Raw genomic sequence first — 25,042 nt, 5'->3', positions numbered from 1 at the left:
GGACTTGCGGGGGTTTCGTGTACGTATGTTACCGGCAGTGGTCGTGCGACCGTCCCGCTGCGACAGGGGGCGCGCTGCGCTCGGCAGCAAACCCGCACGACACTACCAGGCCGCCGCCGTTCGAGGGAACGGCGGCGACCCAGGGGCGGCGCTACTCGCCCTTGTTCTTCTGGACGATCTCCTCAGCCACGGCCTTGGGGACCTCGGCGTAGGTCTCGAAGGTCATCGAGTAGACGGCGCGGCCCGAGGTCTTCGAGCGCAGGTCGCCGATGTAGCCGAACATCTCGGACAGCGGGACATTGGCCCGGATGACCTTGATGCCGGTGGCGTCCTCCATCGACTGGATCATTCCGCGACGCGAGTTGATGTCGCCGATGACGTCGCCCATGTACTCCTCGGGAGTACGGACTTCGACGGCCATAAGCGGCTCGAGGAGGACCGGCTGCGCCTTGCGTGAAGCCTCCTTGAACGCGATCGAGCCGGCGATCTTGAACGCCATTTCGGAGGAATCGACGTCGTGCGCCGCTCCATCGACCAGGGTCGCCTTCACGCCGACCATCGGATAGCCGGCGAGCACGCCGACCTGCATGGCGTCGCGGATGCCCGCGTCGACCGAGGGAATGTACTCGCGCGGAACGCGGCCACCCGTGACGCCGTTGACGAACTCGTAGGTCTTATCGGCATCGACTGCCATCGGCTCGATGGTGATCTGCACCTTCGCGAACTGGCCGGAGCCACCCGTCTGCTTCTTGTGGGTGTAGTCGTACTTCTCGACGGTGCGGCGAATCGTCTCGCGGTACGCCACCTGGGGCTTTCCGACGTTCGCCTCGACGTTGAACTCGCGCTTCATACGGTCGACCAGGATGTCGAGGTGCAGCTCGCCCATTCCCTTGATGACCGTCTGACCGGTCTCCTGGTTCTGCTCGGTGCGGAAGGTGGGGTCCTCCTCCGCGAGCTTCTGGATCGCGGTTCCGAGCTTCTCCTGGTCGGCCTTCGTCTTGGGCTCGATGGCGACCTCGATGACGGGCTCCGGGAAGGTCATCGACTCGAGCACGACCTGCGCCTGCGGGTCGCTCAGGGTGTCACCGGTGGTGGTGTCCTTCAAACCGATGACGGCGTAGATGTGGCCGGCGGTGACCGAGTCGACCGGGTTCTCCTTGTTGGAGTGCATCTGGAAGATCTTGCCGATGCGCTCCTTCTTGCCCTTGGTCGAGTTGATGACCTGGGCGCCGGAGTCGAGCTTGCCCGAGTAGACACGGACGTAGGTGAGGCGGCCGAAGAACGGGTGCACGGCGACCTTGAACGCGAGCGCGGAGAAGGGCTCGGTCGAGTCGGCGTGGCGCATGATGACCTTCTCCTCGTCGCGGACGTCGTGCGCCTCGATGGCGGGGACGTCGAGCGGGGAGGGGAGGTAGTCCACGACCGCGTCGAGCATCGGCTGGACGCCGCGGTTCTTGAACGCGGAGCCGCAGAGCACCGGGTAGATCTCGGAGTTGACGGTCATCTTGCGGATGGCGCCCTTGATCTCCGCAACGGTGAGTTCCTCGCCGCCGAAATACTTCTCGAGCAGCTCGTCGGAGGTCTCCGCGACGGTTTCGAGGAGCTTCTCGCGGTACTCCGCCGCCTTATCGGCGAGGTCGGCCGGGATCTCCTCGATCTCGTACTTGGCGCCCAACGCGACGTCTCCCTTGGAGTCGCCGCGCCAGGTGAGCGCGCGCATCTCGACCAGGTCGACGACGCCCTCGAAGGTGCTCTCGGCGCCGATGGGCAGCTGGATGACCAGCGGCTTCGCACCGAGGCGGTTCACGATGGTGTCGACGGTGTAGTAGAAGTCGGCGCCGAGCTTGTCCATCTTGTTGACGAAGCAGATGCGGGGGACGTCGTACTTGTCGGCCTGACGCCACACGGTCTCGGATTGGGGCTCGACGCCCTCCTTACCGTCGAAGACGGCGACAGCGCCGTCGAGGACGCGGAGCGAGCGCTCGACCTCGACCGTGAAGTCGACGTGACCGGGGGTGTCGATGATGTTGATCTGGTTCTTGTTCCAGAAGCAGGTAGTTGCGGCAGAGGTGATCGTGATGCCGCGCTCCTGCTCCTGCGCCATCCAGTCCATCGTCGCGGCGCCGTCGTGGACCTCGCCGATCTTGTGCGTGATACCCGTGTAGAACAGGATGCGCTCGGTGGTGGTGGTCTTGCCGGCATCGATGTGGGCCATGATGCCGATGTTGCGGACCTTGTTCAGGTCGGTGAGCACATCTTGTGCCACGGAGTTCCTCCGATAGGTGATGGAGCCAGCGCACCGGGTTCATGGCCGAATGGCTGGGATTCTGGTGGTGGCGGATCGCCCGGTCGCGGGGATCGGGCGATCCACCGCCGGGACCGGGCCCGCAGCGCGGACGCTGTGGGCCCGGCGGTAACGGTCGCCCGAGGGCGACCGCGGGTGCGCTACCAGCGGTAGTGCGCGAAGGCCTTGTTCGACTCGGCCATCTTGTGGGTGTCCTCGCGACGCTTCACAGCGGCGCCCAGACCGTTCGACGCGTCGAGGATCTCGTTCATCAGACGCTCGGTCATCGTCTTCTCGCGACGGGCCTTCGCGTAGCTGGTGAGCCAGCGCAGCGCGAGGGTGTTCGCGCGATGCGGCTTGACCTCGACCGGGACCTGGTAGGTCGAGCCGCCAACGCGGCGGCTACGGACCTCGAGGGTCGGACGGACGTTGTCGAGAGCCTTCTTGAGGGTGACGACGGCGTCCTGGCCGTTCTTGCCGGCGACGCCCTCGAGGGCACCGTAGACGATGCGCTCGGCGAGACCCTTCTTGCCGTCCAGGAGGATCTTGTTGACGAGCTGGCTGACGATGGGAGCGCCGTAGACGGGGTCTGCGACGACGGGGCGCTTGGGAGCTGGGCCCTTACGAGGCATTACTTCTTCTCCATCTTCGCGCCGTACCGGCTGCGAGCCTGCTTGCGGTTCTTGACGGCCTGGGTGTCCAGGGCGCCGCGAACGATCTTGTAGCGGACACCGGGGAGGTCCTTGACGCGACCGCCGCGCACGAGCACCATCGAGTGCTCCTGCAGGTTGTGGCCCTCGCCGGGGATGTAGGCGGTGACCTCGGTGCCGTTGGAGAGCTTCACGCGGGCCACCTTGCGGAGGGCCGAGTTCGGCTTCTTGGGCGTGGTCGTGTAGACGCGCGTGCAGACGCCGCGCTGCTGGGGGTTGGCCTTCAGGGCGGGCGCCTTGGTCTTGGTGACCTTCGGCGTGCGTCCCTTACGGACCAACTGCTGAATCGTTGGCACTGGTTCTGCTCCTTGGATGCTGCACGGTGACAGCGGATCGATGGTCGACATTCGGCCCTCCCGTCTCCGGGAACGGCCGAGTTCATCTGGACCCGACGCACCCCGCGGCCCCGCGAGCGGGACCGGGGAGGGTGAGGGGTATGCCGTGGGGGCCGCCCGATCGGACGAACCCGCGGATCCTTGCGGACCCGGTAGAGCGAGGTGCGGCGACCGCGTCGACCCGGAGGCATGACACAAGCGCACGGCACAGCGCACACCCGGAGAATATTACGGGGAGTGACGGGGCCGGTCAACCGAGCGGCGTTCGCCCTGGGAGAGCGCGCGACGCCGCTCCGCCCGGCCGACACGATCACTCCCGCTCGTCGCCCTCCCAGCCCCAGTGCGGGCTGTGGCCGCCCGCGTCGCGGCGAGCCAGGAGCAGGAGGAACACGAGCTGCACCGCCGCCGCGAGCACGCCGGTCGCGAGCGCGAAAGGGGTGGGCGCGTGATCCAGCACCCAGCCGAGGATGTCGCCCGGCTCCTGCCGGCCGAGGCCGTAGAGCGCGCCGCCGGTGAGCAGGAAGAGCAGGGAGACGACGACCCCGGTCAGCAGCGATGGGCCGAGCACTCGGTGAACGGCGGGGCGCGCGGCGAGGGTCATCATCGCGACCAGCACGGCGAGGACGCAGACCGCCACCGACACCGGCCCCAGCAGCGGGCCAGCATCGCGCTCGGGCACGACGTCCTGATCGAGCAGGAGGCTGAGCACCCCGAACGCGCAGACGACCAGGGCGAGGTAGAGGAACGCGGCGAAGGCGGCCAGCGCGAGGCCGTAGCCCAGCCCGGCGCTGCGGCCCTGTTCCTGGCCCGTCACGACGGATCGGCCGCTTCCCGCTCGGCGTTGCGGCGCTTGACGCCCCTGGCCCGCCCGGAGATGGCGGCGCCCCCCCAGACGCTCGCTTCCCGGCCGAGCACCGCCGCGGCGAGCACGGCGGCCAGGACAGCGGGGTCGCGGACGTACTCGAGCGCGAGGGTACGGTCGACCGGCAGCGAGAGCGGCCCGACGGCGCTCCAGCCGCCGGCGAGCGCGGCCGCCGCCGTGAGGAGGGCGACCAGGAACCCGCCGAGGACGTAAGCCCACCAGCCCGCGCGGTTCACGACCAGCACGATCAGGGCGAGTCCGACGAAGAACGCCGCGACCGGCGCGAGAAAAAGCGTGGTCGGCGCCGTCTCGAGCGCGAGCGCCACCGGATCCCCAGCTGCGCGGCCGACGAGGAGGCGGATCGCGGTGAGCGCCACCAGGTAGAGGGCGGCGAAGACCGCCGTGGTCAGCAGCGCGAGGGCGAGACCGGCCAGGCGGTTGCCCGAGCGGCGGACAGGTTCGGGCTCGGCCTCGACCGGGCCGAGGGCACTCGGCGCCTCGGCAGTAGCGGCCGGTGGGGACGGTTCGAGCGTCGGCTGACGCTCGGTCTCGGGTTCGGGCCAGACGTACTCGCGGGTCGGCTGGGGTCCGGTTCCGCCGGACGTCTCGGTCGCGGAGGGGATCCGCGTGGTCTCGGCGTCGCTGCTCCAGTTCACCCGGACAGCATAGGCACGGGTCGCGCCACTTCCGGTGCGCCGCGCGGCTCCCGTCGATGGGGGGCGGACCTAGTCGAGCGGATGGAGGAGACGGTGCAGGAACTGCCGGGTCCGCGGCTCGCGCGGCTCCCGCAGAATCTGCGCGGGAGCGCCGCGTTCGACGACGACGCCGTCGGCCATGAAGACGACCTCCGAGGCCACCTGCCGGGCGAATTCGAGTTCGTGCGTGACCACGAGCATCGTCCAGCCCTCTCCCGCCAGCTCTCGCATCAGCGAGAGCACGTCGCCGACCAGCTCCGGGTCCAGCGCCGAGGTCGGCTCATCGAAGAGGAGGAGCTCGGGCCGCAGCGCGAGCGCCCGCACGATGCCGACGCGCTGCTGCTGCCCGCCGGAGAGCTCGAACGGGTAGGCGCTCCCCCGGCCGCCGAGGCCGACGCGCTCGAGCAGCAGCTCCGCCTCCGGGACCACCTCGGATGCGGAGCGGCGCTGCACTCGCAGCGGCCCCTCCGTGACGTTCTGCAGGACCGTCAGATGAGGGAAAAGGTTGAAATGTTGAAAGACCATCGCGGAGTGATTGCGCAGACCGGTGAGCGCCTTGCGTCCGACACCGCGATCGAAGGTGAGCACGCTGCCGTCCGCGAGTTCGACGACTCCGCCGTCCGGCACCTCGAGGCTGTTCAGCGAGCGCAGGACGGTGGTCTTACCCGAGCCGGACGGACCGATGAGAGCGACGACCTCGCCTCGGCGGACCTCTAGGTCGATCCCACGGAGCACCTCCACGCCGCCGAAGGACTTGCGCAGGCCCCGGGCCGTGACCACGGGCCGAGCGTCGGTCGGGGAGTCAACGGGCGACATAGCGGTCCAATCGCTTTTCGAGCAGACCCTGGCCGCTGGAGAGCACCAGGCAGATGAGCCAGTAGATCAGGGCGGCCTCGACGTAGAGCAGCATGAACTCGCTGGACGCAGTCGCGATCTTCTGCGCCTGCCGGAAGAGCTCGGTCACCAGGATCAGCGAGGCCAGCGAGGTGTCCTTCACCAGGGAGATGAAGGTGTTCGACAGCGGCGGCACCGAGACCCGCGCGGCCTGCGGCAGGATGATCCGCCGCAGGGAGAGCGCGCGGCTCATGCCGATGGTGTGCGCCGCCTCCCACTGCCCCTTCGGGACGCTCAGGATCGCCGCTCGAATCACCTCGGCCGCGTAGCCTCCCACGTTCAGGGCGAAGGCGATCGTGGCGCTGGGCCACGGGTCGATCTTGAGGCCGAGGCTCGGCAGGCCGTAAAAGATCACGAACAGCTGCACCAGGAGGGGTGTGCCACGGATGACCGAGATGTAGGCGCGGGCGGTCCAGGAGAGGATCCGCACCCGCGAGAGCCGCATCAGGGCGACCGCCAGCGCGAGCACGAGCCCGATCGCGAAGCTCACCACCGCGAGCGGGATCGTCCCGACGATGCCCCCGGAGAGGATCGGCCAGAACGACCGGAGGACAAGATCCATAGATTCTCTCCTTCGCGGAGCAGCCCCGCGGTCGGCTCGGTCGGGTGGTGGCATCGGAGGCGGACCGAGTCCGCCTCCTTCGGAATGCTGGCATGCCCGGGCACGATTGCGCCCGGCGCGTCGGCCTCCGGCGCAGTGCATTCCCTCACCGCGAGGCCGAACCCGCGCGAGGCGGCTCCTCCCGGTGCAGAAGGAGCCGCCGCGGCGGACTACTGGGAGACGTCGGCTCCGAAGTAGCGCTCGGAGAGGGAGACGAGGGTGCCGTCCGCGCGCAGTTCGTCGAGGGCGGAGTCGACGGCGGCGACGAGGTCATCGGATCCCCGAGGGAAGGCGAAACCGCTCGCGGAGGTGTCGGCGGTCGTGACGGCGACCTTGAGTCCGGCGGCCTGGTCGGGGTAGGTCGTGGACCAGTCGAGCCAGGTGAGGCGGTCGTTCACCGTCGCGTCGACGCGTCCCTGCTCGACGAGGGCGATGGCCTGGGCCCAGCCCTCGACGCCCTCGACCTGCGCGCCGTTCTGCTGCGCGACGGTGTACCAGTTGCTCGAGAGCGATTGGGCGGTGGTCTTGCCGGAGAGGCCGGCGAGATCGGTGATGGACGTGTCGCTCGCAGGCACGATCACGACGCCGGGGCTGACGGAGTACGGCTCGGAGAAGTCGTACTTCGCCTTGCGGTCATCGTTGATCGCGACCTGGTTGGCGATCACGTCGAAGCGCCCACCCTCCAGGCCCGCGAAAATCGCGTCCCACTGCGTCTCCTGGAACTCGGGCTCCACGCCCAGCTTCTCGGCGACCGCGGTGACCACGTCGATGTCGTAACCGGTCAGCGCACCGGTGCCGCCATCGGCGTGGAAGGAGAAGGGCGGGTAGGTGCCCTCGGTGCCGATGGTGAGCTTTCCGGAGTCTTTGACCTCGGCGAGGGTCAGGCCGTCGCTCGCGGAGGTCGTGCCCGCGCCGCTCGAGCCCGAGACCACGTCGTCGGTCGAGGCGGGCGCGCAGCCGGCGAGGACCAGGGCGGCGGCGGCAGCAGCAGTGCCGAACAGGACGCGCAGAGAGGTACGGGCGGAAAGGGTCACGGTGTTGTCCTTCGGTGAATCACGGAGTCGTGGCGGTCGCGGTGCGCGGGGTGCGGCGCGGGGATCGACGACGGGACGGGACGTCCAGGAGGGGACCGCGGCGAAGCGGACCCACTCGCACAGACGATAACCGGGGAAGGGGTCGGCTATTCCCGGATGTCGCCCCGTGACGCCGAGTGCGCGGCGAGGAACCGCTCCGTCCCCGCGACCTCGTCGTCGGTGAGGCCCGCCGCCGAGTCCGGTCGGATCAGATGGAAGGGGGTGCTCTGCTCGCGCGCCCAGAGGTAGGCGTCCTCGCGGAGGTTGTCGTCGATCCAGACCACCGCGTCGATCGGGCCGCGTTCGGCGGCCGACTCGAGCCAGGCCGCGACCGGCTGAAGCTTGCCCGTCTGCCCGGGGAATCGCGGATCGCGAGGGAGCCCGCCGTCGAAGACGATCGCCTCCGTGCCGCCCGGCAACCCGAGATCCTCAGCGAGGACCGAGGTCAGGCGGGGCGGCCACGTCGTGGCCCAGACGATCGTGCCGACCGCGGCGAGCCGGGCGACGAGCGCCTCCCGCTCCGGCTCGAGTTCGAGCCGGTGCGAGCCCGCCGCGCGATCGCTGCGGACGGAGGGATTCAGGACGCCATCGACGTCGAGCAGGATCAAGGCGACCATGCCTGTCACCGTACCGGCGCCAGGGCGGATCGCGCGAGGAGCGCTAGCGTGACGGCATGCCGCCGAGCCTCGTACTGCCGGATGGCCGCGTCGCCGAGCTGAGGCCCGACCCGGTGCGGCCGGAGGCACTGCTGCTCACGGTCGACGGCATCGAGCAGTCGCTGATCGACCCAGGGGATCCTCGATCACTGCACCTCGAGTACCTCGCCCGCCTCGGCGCGGTCGTGGACGCGGCTGCGGCTGCGGGTGAGCCGCTGCGCGTGCTGCACCTCGGTGCCGGCGCGCTGGCACTGGCGCGCTACGTCGCGGTGACACGGCCCGGCTCCGAGCAGCTCGCGGTCGAGAGCGCGGAGGGACTGGTCGAATTCGTGCTCGCCCACGCCCCGCTCCCCCGCGACGCCCGCGTGCGGGTCGTGACAGCGAACGCCTCCGGAGCACTGCCCACCTGGAAGGCCGACCTCGTCGTGCTCGACGTCTACGACGGCGACGAGATCCCGGAGGCCTTCTACTCGCCGGCCGTGCTCGCTCCGCTCACCGCGCGAGTAGGATCCGCGGGACTGCTCGCGGTCAACGTCGCCGACGACGCCGACCACCGCAGGCTCACGCGCCTGCGCCGGGTCGTACGGGAGCTGCTCCCCGTCACCACCGCGGTCGGCGCCACCGCGTTCATCGAGGGGCGCAGCGACGGGAACGCGATTCTCCTGGCCTCACGCTCGGCGCTCGCTCGCGGCGTCGCTGCCCGCCTGCTGCTCGACGGCCCGCACCCGGTCTCCGCCGCGACGGATGGCGACGTCGTGGTCGCCGATGTGACGGTAGAAGTCGACCCGTGAGTCGAGTGTGACCCCGGTCTCGAGGTACTTGGCGCGGATCCGCTTGATGTAGGTGCGGACGGTGTGCTCGGCGACGTTGAGATCGACGGCGACGGTCCTGACCGCGGCTCCGGCCCCGTAGGCGCGCATCACCCGGCTCTCCTGCGGGCTCAGCACCGGGCGGCGCACCTCCCGGCCGTGCACGAGCCGGTGCCGGGCCGTGTCCGAGATCCAGGTGCGGCCGGAAGCGACCGAGACGACAGCGGCGGCGAGCTCGCTCGGGTCGTCTCCCTTCCAGACGTAGGCGGCTCTCTCGCGCCGCAGCACAGCCCGCACCGGCTCGAGCGAGTCGGAGGAGGAGAGGACGACGAGGCCGACCGTGCGCTCCGCGGCGCGCTCCATCGCGGCGGCCACCTCCTCGCCGGGCACGCCGTCGAGGTCGAGGACCGCGATCCGGTCCACGCCCTCTTCGTCGTGCGAGAACTGCGGCAGCAGCTGCGCGAGCAGCGCCTGGAGCGCGGCGCGCTCGATCGCTGGTCCGTCTGCGACGTCCAGCGTGAACCGATCGAATCCGGTCACGGAGGTCCCCTTGCAGGGGCAGGTTCGGGTCCGCCCCGGCTGCACCGTAGCGGGCATGGCACTCAGCGCGCAGCTGATGAGACATTTCGTTTCAGTGGGAGGAGACCCCCAGACCGTTCCGAATCGGCTCATGGACCGCCTGAAGGGCGCCTCGGGGCTCCCGGCACCGGATAGTGTCCCTCAGCATGGACGACAGCTCAGGAGGCGCCGCACGGGCCCGGAGGATACCCGCGGAGCAGGTCCGCAACCGCATGATCACCACGGCCCGCGAGGTCGTCTCGACCCACGGCCTCACCGTGAGCTTCGCGCACCTGCCGATGGAGGAGTACATCCGCCTCGCGGAGGTGCCGCGCAGCTCCGTCTACCGCATCTGGAGCACCCGCGAGGAGTTCGTCGCGGACCTCATCGGCGAAATCTTCGTGCGCGACCGCTACGCCGAGGGCGCCGAACTCGAGACCCGACAGGAGACGCGCGAGGTCCGCAAACGCTTCTCCCACCTGCTCGTGACCGCCGCCGGACGCCGACAGGTCGGCTGGGAGATGATCCGGATCGGCGCTCGCGCGAACGCGGAGTCACTCCGCCGATCCGCTGACTGGTCCTCCTACAACGCCCTCCTCGCCTGCACCTTCTCGATGGAGGCCGGGCCCGCGCGCGATGCCGTCCAGGCGACGGCGAAGCGGATCGAGGGCATGCTGACCCGCCGGATGCGGGACTTCTACGAGGAGTTCCTCGAGTTGATCGGCGCCTCACTGCGCCCCGGATTCACCACGCTCCAGCTCGCTCACCTCACGGCGACCGTGATCGACGGGCTCGCGCACCGCGGCCGCCTCCTGGACGATGACCTCGACGCCGCCGTGACGGCCCCCGGCCTCGACGGAGAGCCGGTCGAGTGGATGCTCGCGGCCTGGACGATCCGCTCGATCGTCGACGGGATGCTGGAGCCGGTCGCGGAGGACTGAGCGCACGCGGATCCCCGGATCAGTCGTCCGTTTCGGTGAACCCGTCGATCAGCATCAACACCGAGACGACGGCGAGCGAGGGGCCGTCGGGGTCGGCGGGGTCGAGGGGGCCGGTCACCAGCTCCGGCGCGGCGATGCGGGCAATGCAGAGACCCTCCACGAGGGCAGAGACGGCGGAGGCGAGTGCCGCGTGGCTGCGGCCCGGGCGCAGCCGCAGCCCTGCCTCGTCGAGGGTATGCTGGTAGTACTTCGCCATGTTGTCGATGAAGTGGAGCTGACGGACGCGCAGCGCCGAGCGGATGGCGGTCCTCGCCGGCTCCTCGTGCGAGTCGGCCGCGCCGGCGAGGGCGATGAAGTTGCGCCAGTGCTGTGCTGAGAAAACGTTGTCGACGTTCGCATCGACGGCCACCCGCACGGAGGCGACCAGGGCCTCGCGACGCTGCTCCGGCGTGAGCTCCGCGACGAGGTGGCGATGCAGGTAGGAGTCCCCGGCGGCCAGCGACGGCTGGTCGAGCCTAGTCGCGAGTACCCGCTCGGGAATGGCGCCGATCAGCTCGTCGTAGAACGACTTCCGGGTCGGCCAGATCCGATACACCGTGCTGCGCGGCACCCCGGCCGAGCGGATGACGTCTTCGAGCGACAGGTGGCCGACTCCGACGCGCAGACCCTCGGTCCGCACGACTGCGAGGGCCGCGTCGAGCAGGCGGATGCGGACCTGCTCGCGGGTGAGACGCGGCGTACGCGTCGTCTCCGGCGTCGCCGGGGGCTCGTCACTCATGGGGCCTCCGCTGGGATGTGCGGAGACCTCTCCGACATCTGGTGTCCAGCAGAGCGTACCCGTTCCGCGGGCAGCGGGTGAGAGCGGGGCGGGGACGGGCGCGGCCCGCGCATGCGGCTCGGGTACCGCGCGGACCGCGCTGCCTGTCCCCCCAGGCGGACGCCCCCAGCGACCGGTCCGACCGTATGATGCGCGACATTCGTCCGTCAAACGTCGCGACACCATGTCTCCTCGCTGTCCGCGACCCGCCTCAGGACGCTCACAAGGAGCGCCGCCGCGACTCCTCCGCCACCGGGAACAGATGCGCGGTCGCCCGCGCCTTTGTCGCGCGCGGGACGGCCAGCTCCCGGGCGATGACATCGGAGACGACGCCCGTGGCGTGCTCGACGAGGTCGACGTTGCGGGTCAGACGCGCGTGATGGCACGGGCTCGCGTCCACATCGACCACGAGCTTGGCGAAGCGCAGGGCGTTGCCCAGGCGTGCGAACGGCGTGAGCTCGGCGACCACCGACGGAGCATCCGCCGCAGCCAGATAGGTGTAGCGGCAGGTCGAGACCACGGAGTCGTCGACCCCGGCTGTCGCCGATCCGGTCGCGACCATGATGTCGCCGAGGCCGACCGGCGCGCTGGCCCGGCCGAGCGCTACAGCCGCGGTGACCTGGATGTCGCCGACCAGCGCCGTCACATGCACGCCGGCCGGCCAGGGCGGCAGGGAGCCGAGCTCGGACGATCCGGTGCGCAGGCCCTTGCCCGCGGCGGAGGCGAGAGCGTCGATCAAGGGCACTCCCGTGCACTCCCCCGCGTACTCGGCGTTCTCTGAAACGGCGGCACCGCAGGAGGCGAGCATCGCCGAGAGGCTCAGTCGGCTCGGCGGGTCGAGCCCGGCGATCACGGCGGGACTCACCCGACCGGACTCATCGACCATCCGGCCCAGACGCTCAGCGACATCGGAACCGGTATTGGGTGTCCCGAAGGTGAGCACCGACGAGACCATCGATGACACGGCCGTGCCGTCGACCGTGCTGCTCAGCGCCTGACGTGCGGCGAGACCGCCCATCGAATGCGCAACCACAATGGCACGCTGGCCGGTCGCCGACACCAGACAGGCGATCGAGGAGGCAAGAGCATCGCTGATCCCGGGGTCGGTGACCCAACGGGCGGCAAGGCGACGATAGTCGAAGGTGTAAACGGCGGCGCCCTCGATCTGTTGGAACCGGCCGAGGAGCGAAGGCTCGGGAGCGTCGAGAGCGGTCGCTGAGTCCGACGAGACCATGTCGACCAGGTGCGAGAAGACGCCAGTGCGGCTCGCGTCGTGGGTCGCTGTGCCGAGCCAGCCGTGCAGCAGCACGATCGGCACGACAGCCCTGACGGAGCGCGGCTCGACGTCGTCACCCGCGAGCACCGGCGCGAGCTGCGCCGCTCCGCAGGACGTCGGGACGACGGCCTCCGCCGCCTCGGCGCGCCCACTGGGCACGATGAGCGCGCCGACCACCGCAACCAGGGCGGCCAGCACGACGATCACGACTCTCATCCGCGCAGTCCTTCGAGTGCCGCGGCCAGGACGGGGATCGGGACGAACTCGACCCGGCGAGCACCCCTCGAGTCAATCATTCCCACCGCGGGCAGAACGTCCGCAGGCGCGAACCGCCGGCACCCCCCGTGCGGGTGTGGCCGGCCCGGGAACGACGAAGGCCCCGCCGGTGTCCCGACGGGGCCTTCGATCGTTCAGCTCACGTGAGTCAGCTGTAGTTGCCCGGCTCGTAGCCGTCGCTCGAGAACGAGTCGAAGTCGACGAACGAGAGGTCGGCGTCGCTGAAGGCGGCGTCGTCGGCGAAGATGCGGTTGGGGTACCGCTCCGCCTTCGCCTCCTCGGTCGCTTCGACCGACACGTTCCGGTACTTGGGCAGACCGGTTCCCGCCGGGATCAGCTTTCCGATGATCACGTTCTCCTTCAGGCCCAGCAGCGGGTCGCGCTTGCCCTCCATCGCCGCCTGCGTCAGAACACGGGTGGTCTCCTGGAAGGACGCGGCCGACAACCAGGACTCGGTCGCGAGCGAGGCCTTGGTGATACCCATAACCTCCTGGCGTGCGGACGCGGTCCGCTTGCCCTCGGTCAGAGCCGCACGGTTGACCTCGCTGTACCGCGAGCGGTCGACGAGCTCGCCCGGCAGCAGCTCCGTGTCGCCGTGGTCGACCACGGTGACCTTCCGGAGCATCTGGCGCACGATGACCTCGATGTGCTTGTCGTGGATCGGCACACCCTGCGAACGGTAGACGCCCTGAACGCCGCCCACCAGGTGCTTCTGGACCTCGCGGACGCCCAGCACGCGCAGGACCTCCTTGGGGTCGACCGTTCCGACGTGCAACTGCTGCCCGAGGGTGACCGACTGGCCGTCCTCGACGAGCAGCTGCGAGCGCTTGAGCACCGGATAGATGACCGCCTCGTCGCCGTTGTCCGGCTGGAGGATGACGCGGCGGGCCCGGTCGGTGTCCTCGATCGTGATGCGACCGGCGGCCTCCGCGATGGGTGACGCACCCTTGGGGGTACGGGCCTCGAAGAGTTCCTGCACGCGGGGAAGACCCTGCGTGATGTCGTCGGCCGAGGCCGAGCCACCGGTGTGGAAGGTGCGCATGGTGAGCTGGGTGCCGGGCTCGCCGATCGACTGGGCCGCGATGATACCGACGGCCTCGCCGATGTCGACGAGCTTGCCGGTGGCGAGCGAACGGCCGTAGCAGGCCGCGCAGACGCCGACGGCGGACTCACAGGTCAGGACGGAGCGCACCTTGATGTGGCGGACACCTGCTCCGACCAGCTTCTCGATCAGAACATCGCCCACGTCCTCGCCGGCCTCGGCGACGCGCTCGCCCGCCTCGTTCGACGCCGGGGTGGCGAGCGAACGGGCGTAGACCGAGTTCTCGACGTTCGAGTCCTTGATCCAGGCGCCGGTGGCGTCCTGGAGCATGATCGGCAGCTCGAGACCCTTCGTGGTGCCGCAGTCGTCCTCACGGATGATGACGTCCTGCGAGACGTCGACGAGTCGACGCGTCAGGTACCCCGAGTCCGCGGTGCGCAGCGCGGTGTCGGCCAGACCCTTGCGGGCACCGTGCGTGGCGATGAAGTACTCGGCGACCGACAGGCCCTCGCGGTAGGAGGAGATGATCGGACGGGCGATGATCTCGCCCTTCGGGTTGTTCACCAGGCCTCGCATGCCGGCGATGTTGCGCACCTGCAGCCAGTTTCCACGGGCACCGGAGGTGACCATGCGGTTGATGGTGTTGTCCGTCGGGAAGTTCGCGCGCATGGCCGTGGCGACCTCGTCGGTCGCCTCGGTCCAGATCTTCACGAGCTCCTGGCGGCGCTCGGCCTGGGTGGTCAGACCCTTGTCGTACTCGGACTCGACCTTCGCGGCCTTCTTCTCGTAGCCCGCGATGATCTCGGGCTTCGACGGAGGCGTGAGGATGTCCGACAGTGCGACGGTCACGCCGGACCGAGTGGCCCAGTAGAAGCCGGCGTCCTTGATCCGGTCGAGGGAGGCGGCGACCTCCACCTTCGGGTAGCGCTCCGCGAGGTCGTTCACGATCCCGGAGATGGTCGTCTTGTCGGCGACCTGCTCGAAGTAGGGGTAGTCGACCGGCAGCGCCTCGTTGAAGAGGGCGCGACCGAGTGTGGTCTCGAGCAGCACCGGCGCAGTGACCTTGCCCTTGTCGTCGAGCTCCACGCCCTCGGGTGCCTGACCCTGCCCGAAGAAGACGTCCGACATGCGGATCTTCACCTTCGAGTTCAGGTGCAGCGAGCCCTGGTCCTTCGCGAGGATCGCCTCGGACACGGAGGAGAATGCACGTCCCTCACCGGCGGCACCCTCGCGGATGGTCGTCAGGTGGTGGAGGCCGATGATCATGTCCTGCGTGGGCAGGGTGACCGGACGGCCGTCCGAGGGCTTGAGGATGTTGTTCGACGCCAGCATCAGGATGCGGGCCTCGGCCTGGGCCTCGACGGACAGCGGCAGGTGGACGGCCATCTGGTCGCCGTCGAAGTCCGCGTTGAACGCGGCGCACACGAGCGGGTGCAGCTGAATCGCCTTGCCCTCGACCAGCTGGGGCTCGAAGGCCTGGATGCCGAGTCGGTGCAGCGTGGGCGCACGGTTCAGCAGGACGGGGCGCTCGCGGATGATCTCCTCGAGCACGTCCCACACCTGCGGGCGCGATCGCTCCACCATGCGCTTGGCGGCCTTGATGTTCTGAGCGTGCGAGAGGTCGATCAGGCGCTTGATCACGAACGGCTTGAACAGCTCCAGCGCCATCTGCTTGGGCAGACCGCACTGGTGCAGCTTGAGCTGCGGGCCGACGATGATGACCGAGCGGCCCGAGTAGTCGACGCGCTTGCCCAGCAGGTTCTGGCGGAATCGACCCTGCTTTCCCTTGAGCATGTCGCTCAGGGACTTGAGGGCGCGGTTACCGGTACCGGTGACGGGGCGGCCGCGACGACCGTTGTCGAAGAGAGCGTCGACCGCCTCCTGCAGCATGCGCTTTTCGTTGTTCACGATGATCTCGGGGGCACCGAGGTCGAGCAGGCGGCGGAGACGGTTGTTGCGGTTGATCACACGACGGTAGAGGTCGTTCAGGTCGCTGGTCGCGAACCGGCCTCCGTCGAGCTGCACCATCGGGCGCAGCTCCGGCGGGATGACCGGGACGACGTCGAGGACCATCGCAGCCGGCGAGTTGCCGGTGGCGAGGAACGAGTTGACGACGCGCAGGCGCTTGATGGCGCGGATCTTCTTCTGACCCTTGCCCTCGGCGATCTGCAGGTGCAGCGTCTCGGCCTCGGCCTGGAGGTCGAACTGCTCGAGGCGCTTCTTGATCGCCTCGGCGCCCATGTAGGCCTCGAAGTAGACGCCGTAGCGGTCGACGAGCTCGTTGAAGACGGCGTCCTCGGGCTTGAGGTCGCCGACCTTGAGGGTGCGGAACTGCTCCCACACGCTCTCGAGCCGCGCAATGTCCTCGTCGAAGGACTTGCGGATCTGGCCCATCTCTTTCTCGGCGCCGTCCTTGGTGCGGCGCTTCTGGTCGCTCTTCGCGCCCTCCGCCTCCAGGGCGGCGAGATCGGTCTCCAGGCGCGCCAGGCGGTCCGCGATGCGGGAGTCGCGCTGGTCCGAGAGGGTCTTGATCTCGAGCCGGAGCTCGTTCTCGAGGCCGGGCATGTCGGCGTGACGGCCGTCGTCGTCCACGTCGATGATCATGTACGCCGCGAAGTAGATGACCTTCTCGAGGTCCTTCGGCGCCATGTCCAGCAGGTATCCCAGGCGCGAGGGGACGCCCTTGAAGTACCAGATGTGAGTGACGGGAGCGGCGAGCTCGATGTGGCCCATCCGCTCGCGACGAACCGAGGACTTGGTGACCTCGACGCCGCAGCGCTCGCAGACGATGCCTTTGAAGCGGACTCGCTTGTACTTGCCGCAGGAGCACTCCCAGTCGCGGGAAGGTCCGAAGATCTGCTCGCCGAACAGACCGTCCTTCTCGGGCTTGAGGGTGCGGTAGTTGATGGTCTCGGGCTTCTTCACTTCACCGTGCGACCAGCGACGGATGTCATCGGCCGTCGCGAGGCCGATGCGCAGCTCATCGAAAGTGGTTACGTCGAGCAATGTTTTCTCCTTGTCGGAAAACAGGGTGTCTCGTCAGAGACGGGAGTCGTCGGAGGCTGGCGCGGATCAGATGTCGTCGACCGAGGACGACTCGAACCGGGAGGAGATGTTGATCCCGAGCTCTTCCGCGGCGCGGTAGACCTCGTCATCGGTGTCGCGCAGGCTGACCGCGGTGCCGTCGGCCGAGAGGACCTCGACGTTCAGGCACAGCGACTGCATCTCCTTGATGAGGACCTTGAAGGACTCCGGGATGCCCGGCTCCTGGATGTTCTCACCCTTGACGATGGCCTCGTACACCTTCACGCGGCCGAGGATGTCGTCCGACTTGATGGTGAGGAGTTCCTGGAGGGCGTAAGCCGCTCCGTAGGCCTCGAGGGCCCACACCTCCATCTCGCCGAATCGCTGTCCACCGAACTGCGCCTTACCACCGAGCGGCTGCTGGGTGATCATCGAGTACGGGCCCGTCGAGCGCGCGTGGATCTTGTCGTCGACGAGGTGGTGCAGCTTCAGGATGTACATGTAGCCGACCGAGACCGGGTCCGGGAAAGGCTCCCCGGAGCGGCCGTCGAACAGCTGCGTCTTGCCGGACGAGCCGATCAGGCGCTCGCCGTCGCGGGTCGGAGTGGTGGAGTCGAGGAGCCCGGCGAGCTCCTCCTCCGCCGCACCGTCGAAGACCGGGGTCGCGACCTTGGTGCCGGGCGCCGCCTCGCGAGCGTGCTCGGGCAGGCGCGCGGCCCACTCGGGCTGGCCGTCGACCTTCCAGCCCTGCTTCGCAATCCACCCCAGGTGGATCTCGAGAACCTGGCCGAAGTTCATCCGGCCGGGGACGCCGAGCGGGTTGAGGACGATGTCGACCGGAGTGCCGTCGGCGAGGAAGGGCATGTCCTCGACCGGCAGGATCTTCGAGATGACGCCCTTGTTGCCGTGGCGACCGGCGAGCTTGTCACCCTCGGTGATCTTGCGCTTCTGGGCGATGTAGACGACCACGCGCTGGTTGACGCCCGAGCCGAGCTCGTCGTCGCCGTCCTGCGCGTCGAACACCTTGACGCCGATGATCGTTCCCTGCTCGCCGTGGGGCACCTTCAGCGATGTGTCGCGGACCTCGCGGCTCTTCTCGTTGAAGATCGCGCGGAGCAGGCGCTCCTCGGCCGAGAGCTCGGTCTCGCCCTTGGGCGTGACCTTGCCGACGAGGATGTCGCCGGGGCGGACCTCGGCGCCGATGCGGATGATGCCGCGCTCGTCCAGGTCGGCCAGGAGCTCCGGGCTGACGTTGGGGAGGTCGCGGGTGATCTCCTCCTTGCCGAGCTTGGTGTCGCGGGCGTCGACCTCGTACTCCTCGATGTGGATCGAGGAGAGGACGTCGTCCTTGACCAGGTTCTGGCTGAGGATGATCGCGTCCTCGAAGTTGTGACCCTCCCACGGCATGAACGCGACGAGCAGGTTCTTGCCGAGCGCGAGTTCACCGTTCTCGGTCGCGGGACCGTCGGCGACGACCTCGCCGACCTCGAGGCGCTCGCCGGCCGAGACGACCACGCGGTTGTTGTACGAGGTGCCCTGGTTGGAGCGGTCGAACTTGCGGAGGAAGTAGGTCTGCGTTCCGCCCTCGTCCAGCTGGACGGTGACGGAGTCGGCGGAGACCTCCTGGACGACACCGGCCTTGTCGGCGGTGATGACGTCTCCGGCGTCGATGGCCGCGAAGCCCTCCATGCCGGTTCCGACGACGGGCGACTCGCTGCGCAGCAGCGGGACGGCCTGACGCTGCATGTTCGCGCCCATGAGCGCACGGTTCGCGTCGTCGTGCTCGAGGAACGGGATCAGCGAGGTCGCGACCGACACCATCTGACGCGGCGAGACATCCATGTAGTGGACGCGCTCGGCATCGACGAGTTCGACCTCTCCGCCCTTGGGGCGGACCAGGACCTTGCCCTCCGCGAAGCGGAAGTCGGGCGTGAGGGGGGCGTTCGCCTGGGCGACCAGGTACTCGTCCTCCTCGGACGCGGTGAGGTAGTCGATCTGCGACGTGACCGTGCCGTCGACGACCTTGCGGTACGGGGTCTCGATGAAGCCGAACGAGTTGATGCGCGCGAAGGACGCGAGCGATCCGATCAGGCCGATGTTCGGGCCTTCCGGGGTCTCGATCGGGCACATGCGGCCGTAGTGCGAGGGGTGGACGTCACGGACCTCGACGCCGGCGCGCTCACGAGAGAGACCGCCGGGGCCCAGCGCCGACAGGCGGCGCTTGTGGGTCAGACCCGCGAGCGGGTTGTTCTGGTCCATGAACTGCGAGAGCTGGCTCGTTCCGAAGAACTCCTTGATCGCCGCGACGACCGGGCGCACGTTGATCAGGGTCTGCGGAGTGATCGCCTCGATGTCCTGCGTGGTCATGCGCTCGCGGACGACGCGCTCCATGCGGGACAGTCCCGTGCGGACCTGGTTCTGGATCAGCTCGCCGACCGCGCGAATGCGGCGGTTGCCGAAGTGATCGATGTCGTCGACGTCCAGACGCAGCTCGACCGACTCGCCGTCGCGCACGCCGGGGAGGGCGGTGCGGCCGTCGTGCAGGGCGACCAGGTACTTGATGGTCGCGATGATGTCCTCGACCGTGAGCACCGAGTCGGACAGCGCCTTGTCGATACCGAGCTTGCGGTTGATCTTGTAGCGGCCGACCTTCGCGAGGTCGTAGCGCTTGGAGTTGAAGTAGAAGTTGTCCAGCAGCGCACGGGCGGCCTCGGCCGCGACCTGCTCGCCCGGACGGAGCTTGCGGTAGATGTCGCGGAGCGCGTCCTCCTTGGTGAGGATGTTGTCCTTCTCGAGGGTCAGCTCGATCGACTCGTAGCCGGCGAACTGCTCGAGGATCTCCTCGCTCGTCAGGCCCAGAGCCTTGAGGAACACGGTGACCGACTGCTTGCGCTTGCGGTCGATGCGCACGCCCACCTGGTCGCGCTTGTCGATCTCGAACTCGAGCCAGGCCCCGCGGCTCGGGATGACACGTGCCGAGTAGATATCCTTATCGGACGTCTTCTCCTGCTGGCGCTCGAAGTAGACGCCGGGGCTGCGCACGAGCTGCGACACGACGACACGCTCGGTGCCGTTGATGATGAACGTGCCCTTCTCGGTCATCAGGGGGAAGTCGCCCATGAAGACCGTCTGAGTCTTGATCTCACCGGTGAGGTGATTCATGAACTCGGCCTCGACGTACAGCGGAGCAGCGTAGGTCTTGCCGCGCTCCTTGCACTCCTCGATCGTGTACTTCTCGGGCTCGAGGTACGGGTTCGCGAAGCTCAGCTGCATCGTCTCGCTGAGGTCCTCGATCGGGGAGATCTCCTCGAAGATCTCGTCGAGGCCGGAGTTGGCAGGGAGATCCTCCCGGCCGGCGGCCTTCGCCTCGGCGACGCGCGTCTTCCACGCCTCCGAGCCGACGAGCCAGTCGAAGCTCTCGGTCTGCAGCGCGAGCAGATCCGGAACGGTCAGGGTGTCGCTGATCTTGGCGAACGAGAGACGCGAAGCTCCGCGTCCGTTCTTGGGTGAGGTGGTGGTCGCGGTGGACGCAGCAGCCAAGGAAGGAACCTCCGTAGACCCTCGCGGGTCTCAATCTGTGGGATGTGTGGAGTGGGCTCCCGCCGGAGCGGGCCGACACCCTTCCCGCACGCCGTGCGGACCGAGGCGACTCGGTCTTCGGGGCGGGTGAGAGTATGGCAACGGCAACCACCATCTGATGCCGGATTCCGGTGACCTGCCGACCGCGATATGAGGGCATGGGTACTCGGGAGCGCAAAGTACGACTATAGCCGCACCACGCCACGCCGCGCAAGGACGAATGCTTGCGCCGCCTCCCAGGGTCCGGTATAGGAGCAGAGGGCAGGGTCCGGTATAGGAGCAGAGGGAACCCGGCATCCACGGCCGATCGGGCAGCCCCAGCGCCGTGCTCCCGCCCGCTCCCGCGGCAGACTGGTCGGATGCAGGAACGCACCGGCCGCCGACGTGGAGACGACTCCGAACACCCCCGCGCGGTGCTCGACAGCGGCTTCGTCGCGCAGATCGAGCCCGACCGCCACTCGCTCGAGGCCGCGACGCTGGTGGTCGACGGCACTCCGCAGTCGCACGTCGACCTCGCCGACCCGGCGCACCTCTCCTTCGAGTATGTCCGCCGGATCGGGCACGCGATCGACCTGGCCGCTCCCGAGGGCGACAGCATCACCGCCCTGCACCTCGGCGCCGGCGCGCTGACCCTCCCGCGCTACGTCGCCGCCACACGCCCGGGATCCAGGCAGCAGGTGATCGAGATCGAGGGCGCCCTGGTCGAGCTGGTGCGCGAGGCGCTGCCACTCCCCCGCGCGGCGCAGATCCGCATTCGGCAGGGCGACGCCCGCGCGGTGCTCGGGAAGCTGCCGCCCGGGCTGCGCGGGACGGTCGACGTGGTCGTGGTCGACATCTTCTCGGGGGCGCGCACCCCGGCGCACGTGACGAGCGCGGAGTTCTACGCCGCGATCGCGCCGCTGCTCGCACCCGGCGGGCTGATCGCAGTGAACGTCGCCGACGGCGGAGCCCTCGCCTTCGCCCGCGCGCAGGCGGCGACGCTCGCCTCCGTCTTCGCGTACACGGCGATCATGACGGACACGCAGATGCTCAAGGCCAAGCGCTTCGGGAATGTGGTGATGCTCGCCTCGGCCGACCCGCTGCCGGTCGACACCCTGCCGCGGCGACTCGCCGCCGACCCCGCCCCCGCCAAGCTCGTGCAGGGGCGCGAGCTCGAGAACTTCGTCGCCGGAGCGCTCGTCGTCACGGACGAGACGGCCACGCCGTCGCCGCTACCGGCGCGGAGCATCTTCCAGGTGCGCAGGGGCTGAGCCCGGCCGCGCGTCGGGGCGGCGCTCACGGACCCGCCGGTACACTCGACGCCGGGGTCAGCGACCCCGACCATCCTCCCGTTCCGCCGCGCGCGCCGATCCGGACCCGCACTCCACGAGGAAGCATCGCCCTGAGCATCATCATCCGCCACGACCCCGCGACCCTCCGCGAGGAGATCGACGTTGACGCCGCCCAGGAGCGCCTGGAGGAGGTCGGCGCGCTGCGCAGCCTCGCCGCGCTCACCGAGAAGGCGGAGCTTCTGCGCCTGCTCGGGCGCGTCGACGAGGCGTGGGACCTCGCGAACGAGGCCGTTCGCCGCACCCGCTTCTCCGGCGACCGCGCCGAGCTACTCACGGCCCGCGTGCGCCGCGCGCGCCTGATGCAGCTGCGCGGCCGCACCGACGAAGCGCTCTCGGAGCTCGCGCTCTGCGTGGAAGAGGCGCGCACGCACGAGTGGCACCTCGAGCACTCCTTCGCGCTCAAGCACCGCGGCCTCACCTTCTTCGAGCTCGGCGAGTACGGCCGAGCGATGCGCGACTTCGACGCCGCGACCGCCCTCGGCGAGCGCGTGGGTGTCCCCGAGGAGGAACTCGAAGTCGCGCGCCTCGGGTTCGCCGCCGCCTCCGAATTCCAGGACGAGTCCGACCGCGGCCCCCGCACCGACGGCGCCGTCCGCGGCCGCCGCCGCGCCGACGGCGACGAGTCCTAGGCAGCGCCACCGGTGGCCGACCTCGAGGACGTGGCCCGCTGGGCCGACGCGCTGATCGAGAAGCACCTCGATCCCTCCTGGGGCTTCGCGTTCGACCATGCGCGAACGCGCGCCGGAGCGTGCCACTGGACGCGTCGCCGGATCACCGTTTCGCGTCATCTCGCCGCGCGATGGAGCGATGACGAGGTGCAGCAGACTCTCCTGCACGAGGTCGCGCACGCACTCGCCGGGCCCGACGCCGGGCACGGGCCCGCGTGGCGGTCGATCGCGGCGCGGCTGGGCTACACGGGCTCGCGCACCCACAGCAACCCGACCGCGGACGAGCTCGCCCCGTGGGTCGGCAGCTGCCCGGGCGGCCACCTGTTCTACCGTCACCGCCGCCCGACCCGGGCCCTGGCCTGCGGGCGTTGCGCGCGCAGGTTCGAGCCGGCGAACGCGATCCAGTGGCGCCGCCGTCCGGTCCCCGCGTCGTGAGCGCAGCGCAGGCCTCCGGCGGAGGGCGGACGCCGGTGACCGGTCAGTGGCTCCTCGAGGACGACGGCCGGCGCTGGTGGTTCGACTCCGGGAGCCTCGCCCTCGACTTCGCCACGACCGGAGCGCGGGAAGCGGCCGGGCACCTCGACTCCGACTCGGCCCTGGCCGCCTGGCTCGCCGAGCGGTTCGAGGCGGTCGGACCCGAGAGCGCAGACGCGCGTCTGGACGACGCTCTCATGCTGCGGGACGCGATAGCGCGGCTCGCCGTCGCGGCGGAAGCGGGACGTCGACTCGATCCGCGCGACGTCGACGTGGTCAATCTCTTCGCGGCGACGCCCGACATCCCACCGGTGCTCAGCGGAGGATCGCGGCAGGCGGGGCGGCTGCGCGCGGCCGGACGGCAGGCGCTCGCGTCGATCGCCCGCGGGGCCGTGGTGCTGCTGGGACCGGCCGAGACCACACGGCTCCGGCGCTGTGCGGCTCCGGAGTGTCGGATGCTCTACCTCGACACGTCCCGAGCGGGTTCGCGCCGCTGGTGCTCGATGCAGCGCTGCGGGAACCGGGCGAAGGTCCGGGCCTACCGGGCGCGCGCGGCGTCCTCCTCGTGAGGGGGCGCGGTGGCGGGCGAGCGATGGACGGGGTACGGCTGACGGGGGCGGCGACGGAGGGGCCGCCGCGGCACCGGTGCAGGCGCCGCGGCGAGACGAGTCAGTCGGAGACGCGGACCGATCGGTCGAAGGCGACGTAGCGCGAGAAGTCCTTCCCGACGCGGTCGAACGCGGTCGGGTACGGGTGCGGGTACGACCAGGCCTTGTCCTTCTCAAGGCCGTCGCCGGTCTGCACCGAGAAGTACTGGCACTCTCCCTTCCACGGGCAGGTATAGGGAGTGGGGCTCTCGACGAGCACACCCTCGGCGATGCTCGACGGCGGGAAGTACCAGTTGCCCTCGATCGAGATCAGGTCGGAGTCGGGGGCGTCGGCGAGGACGATGTCGTTGAGGACGGCTTTCATGCGGGCCAGCTTTCGGTCGGGTGCCAGGGGCGGAGGGACCGCCTCCGCGGAACGCTACGCCGGGGGCGGCGCGGTGGTCGAGGCGGAGGAGCGGATCCGCGGGGGCTTGCGCGGCGGGCGAAAGCGCGTGCGATGTGCAGGAGGCCGTGCCTTTCGCAGGACTCCGTTCGGTCCGCAGGACTCCGTGCCATCCGCAGGACTCCGTGCCATCCGCAGGACTCCGTTCGGTCCGCAGGACTCCGTGCCATCCGCAGGACTCCGTGCCATCCGCAGGACTCCGTGCCATCCGCAGGAGTTCGATATGCAGGAAGGCGTGCCATCCGCAGGAGTTCGATATGCAGGAAGGCGTGCCATCCGCAGGAGTTCGGTGCGCGGAAGTGGTGCGATGTGCAGGGGATCTGAGCCCGGAGGCCGGTCCAGCCGCGCAAAACCGACGGCGAGGGGTGGATCCCCTGCAGATCGGACGCAGTCCTGCAGATCGGACGCAGTCCTGCACATCGGAGGCAGTCCTGCATATCGGATGGGGTCCTGCAGATCGGACGGGGCGCAGGCAGGGCGCCGCACCGCCCGGGTCGGTGGTGCGTCAGTGCACGATCGACACCTCGTCGACGGTATCGACGCGCGCCGCCGCGCGGACCTCCTCCGCCCGCCCCCCGGCGACGAGCTGCCGGCCGGACTCGGACGCTGTGAGCAGGTGTGCGCAGGCCCGCCGTAGCCCCTCGTACGAGGCGCAGACCACGGCAGCCTCCGGTGAGACGTGGTCGATGCCGAGGCCGATCAGCGCATCGACGACGGCGCCGGCTGCGAGCTGGTCCTCCATCGCGAACCGTGTCGCTCCGCTCGCGTCGACGTCACCGACGGCGATCACGTTCACGCTGGTGCGGCCGCCGTTCTCGTGCTGGCGCTCCAGAATCCACCGAGCGACGGCGGAGCGATCGACCAGACCCGCACGGACGATCCGGCCCTCGACTCCGCCGAGATCGGGCCCGTTCCCTCCGGGCAGGACCCCGTCCCCTCCGGGCAGAGCATCGACGAGGACCGTGACGTGGGCGGGGGCGAGCACGCGGAGGGCCCGCGCGCCCCATTCGAAGCGGATCTGATAGTTCGACTGGTCGATGGCGGAGGGAGCGGGAGCGATCACCCTGCCACGCTAGCGAGCGGCGGA

Annotated in this window: 21 protein-coding genes; 5 read left to right on the top strand and 16 right to left on the bottom strand. The window is 69.5% G+C overall.

The window, feature by feature from the left end; genetic code table 11:
• Positions 1–151 precede the first annotated feature (151 nt).
• The 10 genes from fusA to A6122_RS15495 form a co-directional block, all read right to left on the bottom strand.
• Complete coding sequence (gene fusA / locus A6122_RS02950) at positions 152–2,266, bottom strand: elongation factor G (protein ID WP_068251446.1); 2,115 nt, start codon at positions 2,264–2,266, stop codon at positions 152–154.
• A 179-nt stretch (positions 2,267–2,445) separates the two neighbouring features.
• Positions 2,446–2,916: a 30S ribosomal protein S7 gene (gene rpsG / locus A6122_RS02945; protein WP_068251443.1), complete on the bottom strand. Its 471-nt coding sequence runs from the start codon at positions 2,914–2,916 to the stop codon at positions 2,446–2,448.
• Positions 2,916–3,290 (bottom strand): 30S ribosomal protein S12, encoded by a 375-nt coding sequence (gene rpsL / locus A6122_RS02940; protein ID WP_011186743.1) that lies wholly within the window; start codon positions 3,288–3,290, stop codon positions 2,916–2,918. The genes rpsG and rpsL overlap by 1 nt, the downstream gene beginning before the upstream one ends.
• A gap of 349 nt (positions 3,291–3,639) precedes the next feature.
• Entirely contained in the window at positions 3,640–4,143 is a 504-nt protein-coding gene (locus A6122_RS02935) for a DUF6121 family protein (protein ID WP_068251440.1), read from the bottom strand.
• Positions 4,140–4,847: a hypothetical protein gene (locus tag A6122_RS02930; RefSeq protein WP_068251438.1), complete on the bottom strand. Its 708-nt coding sequence runs from the start codon at positions 4,845–4,847 to the stop codon at positions 4,140–4,142. Before A6122_RS02930 ends, A6122_RS02935 begins: the two co-directional genes overlap by 4 nt.
• Before the next feature lie 69 nt (positions 4,848–4,916).
• Positions 4,917–5,702 carry an amino acid ABC transporter ATP-binding protein gene (locus tag A6122_RS02925; RefSeq protein WP_068251435.1) on the bottom strand — a complete coding sequence of 262 codons (786 nt, stop codon included), beginning with the start codon at positions 5,700–5,702 and terminating at the stop codon, positions 4,917–4,919.
• Positions 5,689–6,342, bottom strand: a complete 654-nt coding sequence (locus A6122_RS02920; protein ID WP_084415775.1) for an amino acid ABC transporter permease — start codon at positions 6,340–6,342, stop codon at positions 5,689–5,691. The genes A6122_RS02925 and A6122_RS02920 overlap by 14 nt, the downstream gene beginning before the upstream one ends.
• Before the next feature lie 209 nt (positions 6,343–6,551).
• Positions 6,552–7,415 (bottom strand): amino acid ABC transporter substrate-binding protein, encoded by an 864-nt coding sequence (locus A6122_RS02915; protein WP_068251429.1) that lies wholly within the window; start codon positions 7,413–7,415, stop codon positions 6,552–6,554.
• Between the two features lie 146 nt (positions 7,416–7,561).
• Entirely contained in the window at positions 7,562–8,071 is a 510-nt protein-coding gene (locus A6122_RS02910; RefSeq protein ID WP_068251426.1) for an HAD domain-containing protein, read from the bottom strand.
• A 707-nt stretch (positions 8,072–8,778) separates the two neighbouring features.
• Positions 8,779–9,459, bottom strand: a complete 681-nt coding sequence (locus tag A6122_RS15495; protein WP_104258970.1) for a LuxR C-terminal-related transcriptional regulator — start codon at positions 9,457–9,459, stop codon at positions 8,779–8,781.
• Positions 9,460–9,644: 185 nt separating this feature from the next.
• On the opposite strand from A6122_RS15495, the gene A6122_RS02900 reads away from it, so the two are divergent.
• Entirely contained in the window at positions 9,645–10,418 is a 774-nt protein-coding gene (locus A6122_RS02900; protein WP_146076692.1) for a hypothetical protein, read from the top strand.
• A 19-nt stretch (positions 10,419–10,437) separates the two neighbouring features.
• On the opposite strand, the gene A6122_RS02895 is transcribed toward A6122_RS02900, so the two are convergent.
• The 4 genes from A6122_RS02895 to rpoB all read right to left on the bottom strand — a co-directional run bounded on the left by A6122_RS02895 (position 10,438) and on the right by rpoB (position 20,393).
• Entirely contained in the window at positions 10,438–11,196 is a 759-nt protein-coding gene (locus tag A6122_RS02895; protein ID WP_068251418.1) for a TetR/AcrR family transcriptional regulator, read from the bottom strand.
• Between the two features lie 259 nt (positions 11,197–11,455).
• Positions 11,456–12,727, bottom strand: coding sequence for an esterase/lipase family protein (locus A6122_RS02890; protein ID WP_068251416.1), 1,272 nt, complete (start codon positions 12,725–12,727; stop codon positions 11,456–11,458).
• A 208-nt stretch (positions 12,728–12,935) separates the two neighbouring features.
• Entirely contained in the window at positions 12,936–16,835 is a 3,900-nt protein-coding gene (locus A6122_RS02885; protein ID WP_068251413.1) for a DNA-directed RNA polymerase subunit beta', read from the bottom strand.
• A gap of 66 nt (positions 16,836–16,901) precedes the next feature.
• The gene (gene rpoB, locus A6122_RS02880) at positions 16,902–20,393 is read right to left on the bottom strand and encodes a DNA-directed RNA polymerase subunit beta (RefSeq protein WP_068251410.1); all 3,492 of its coding nucleotides are present in this window, start codon (positions 20,391–20,393) and stop codon (positions 16,902–16,904) included.
• 398 nt (positions 20,394–20,791) lie between these two features.
• Between rpoB and A6122_RS02875 the strand changes: the two genes are divergently transcribed.
• The 4 genes from A6122_RS02875 (at position 20,792) to A6122_RS02860 (ending at position 23,474) form a co-directional block, all read left to right on the top strand.
• A complete protein-coding gene (locus A6122_RS02875) occupies positions 20,792–21,682 on the top strand; it encodes a spermidine synthase (protein ID WP_068251407.1) in 891 nt (296 codons plus the stop codon).
• Positions 21,683–22,044: 362 nt separating this feature from the next.
• On the top strand, positions 22,045–22,392 hold the full coding sequence (locus A6122_RS17095) for a hypothetical protein (RefSeq protein ID WP_068251404.1): 348 nt from the start codon (positions 22,045–22,047) through the stop codon (positions 22,390–22,392).
• A 12-nt stretch (positions 22,393–22,404) separates the two neighbouring features.
• The gene (locus A6122_RS02865) at positions 22,405–22,866 is read left to right on the top strand and encodes a SprT-like domain-containing protein (RefSeq protein ID WP_068251401.1); all 462 of its coding nucleotides are present in this window, start codon (positions 22,405–22,407) and stop codon (positions 22,864–22,866) included.
• Complete coding sequence (locus A6122_RS02860; RefSeq protein WP_237358225.1) at positions 22,863–23,474, top strand: CGNR zinc finger domain-containing protein; 612 nt, start codon at positions 22,863–22,865, stop codon at positions 23,472–23,474. Before A6122_RS02865 ends, A6122_RS02860 begins: the two co-directional genes overlap by 4 nt.
• Before the next feature lie 100 nt (positions 23,475–23,574).
• Here A6122_RS02860 and A6122_RS02855 read toward each other — a convergent pair whose 3' ends face one another.
• Entirely contained in the window at positions 23,575–23,877 is a 303-nt protein-coding gene (locus tag A6122_RS02855) for a DUF427 domain-containing protein (RefSeq protein WP_068251398.1), read from the bottom strand.
• 583 nt (positions 23,878–24,460) lie between these two features.
• Positions 24,461–25,018: a 2-phosphosulfolactate phosphatase gene (locus A6122_RS02850; RefSeq protein ID WP_068251395.1), complete on the bottom strand. Its 558-nt coding sequence runs from the start codon at positions 25,016–25,018 to the stop codon at positions 24,461–24,463.
• Positions 25,019–25,042 lie beyond the last annotated feature (24 nt).

Source organism: Rathayibacter tritici (assembly GCF_001641005.1).
Lineage (GTDB): Bacteria > Actinomycetota > Actinomycetes > Actinomycetales > Microbacteriaceae > Rathayibacter > Rathayibacter tritici.
The sequence above is the reverse complement of the archived record's forward strand: the minus strand, read 5'-3'. Positions and strand labels throughout refer to the sequence as shown.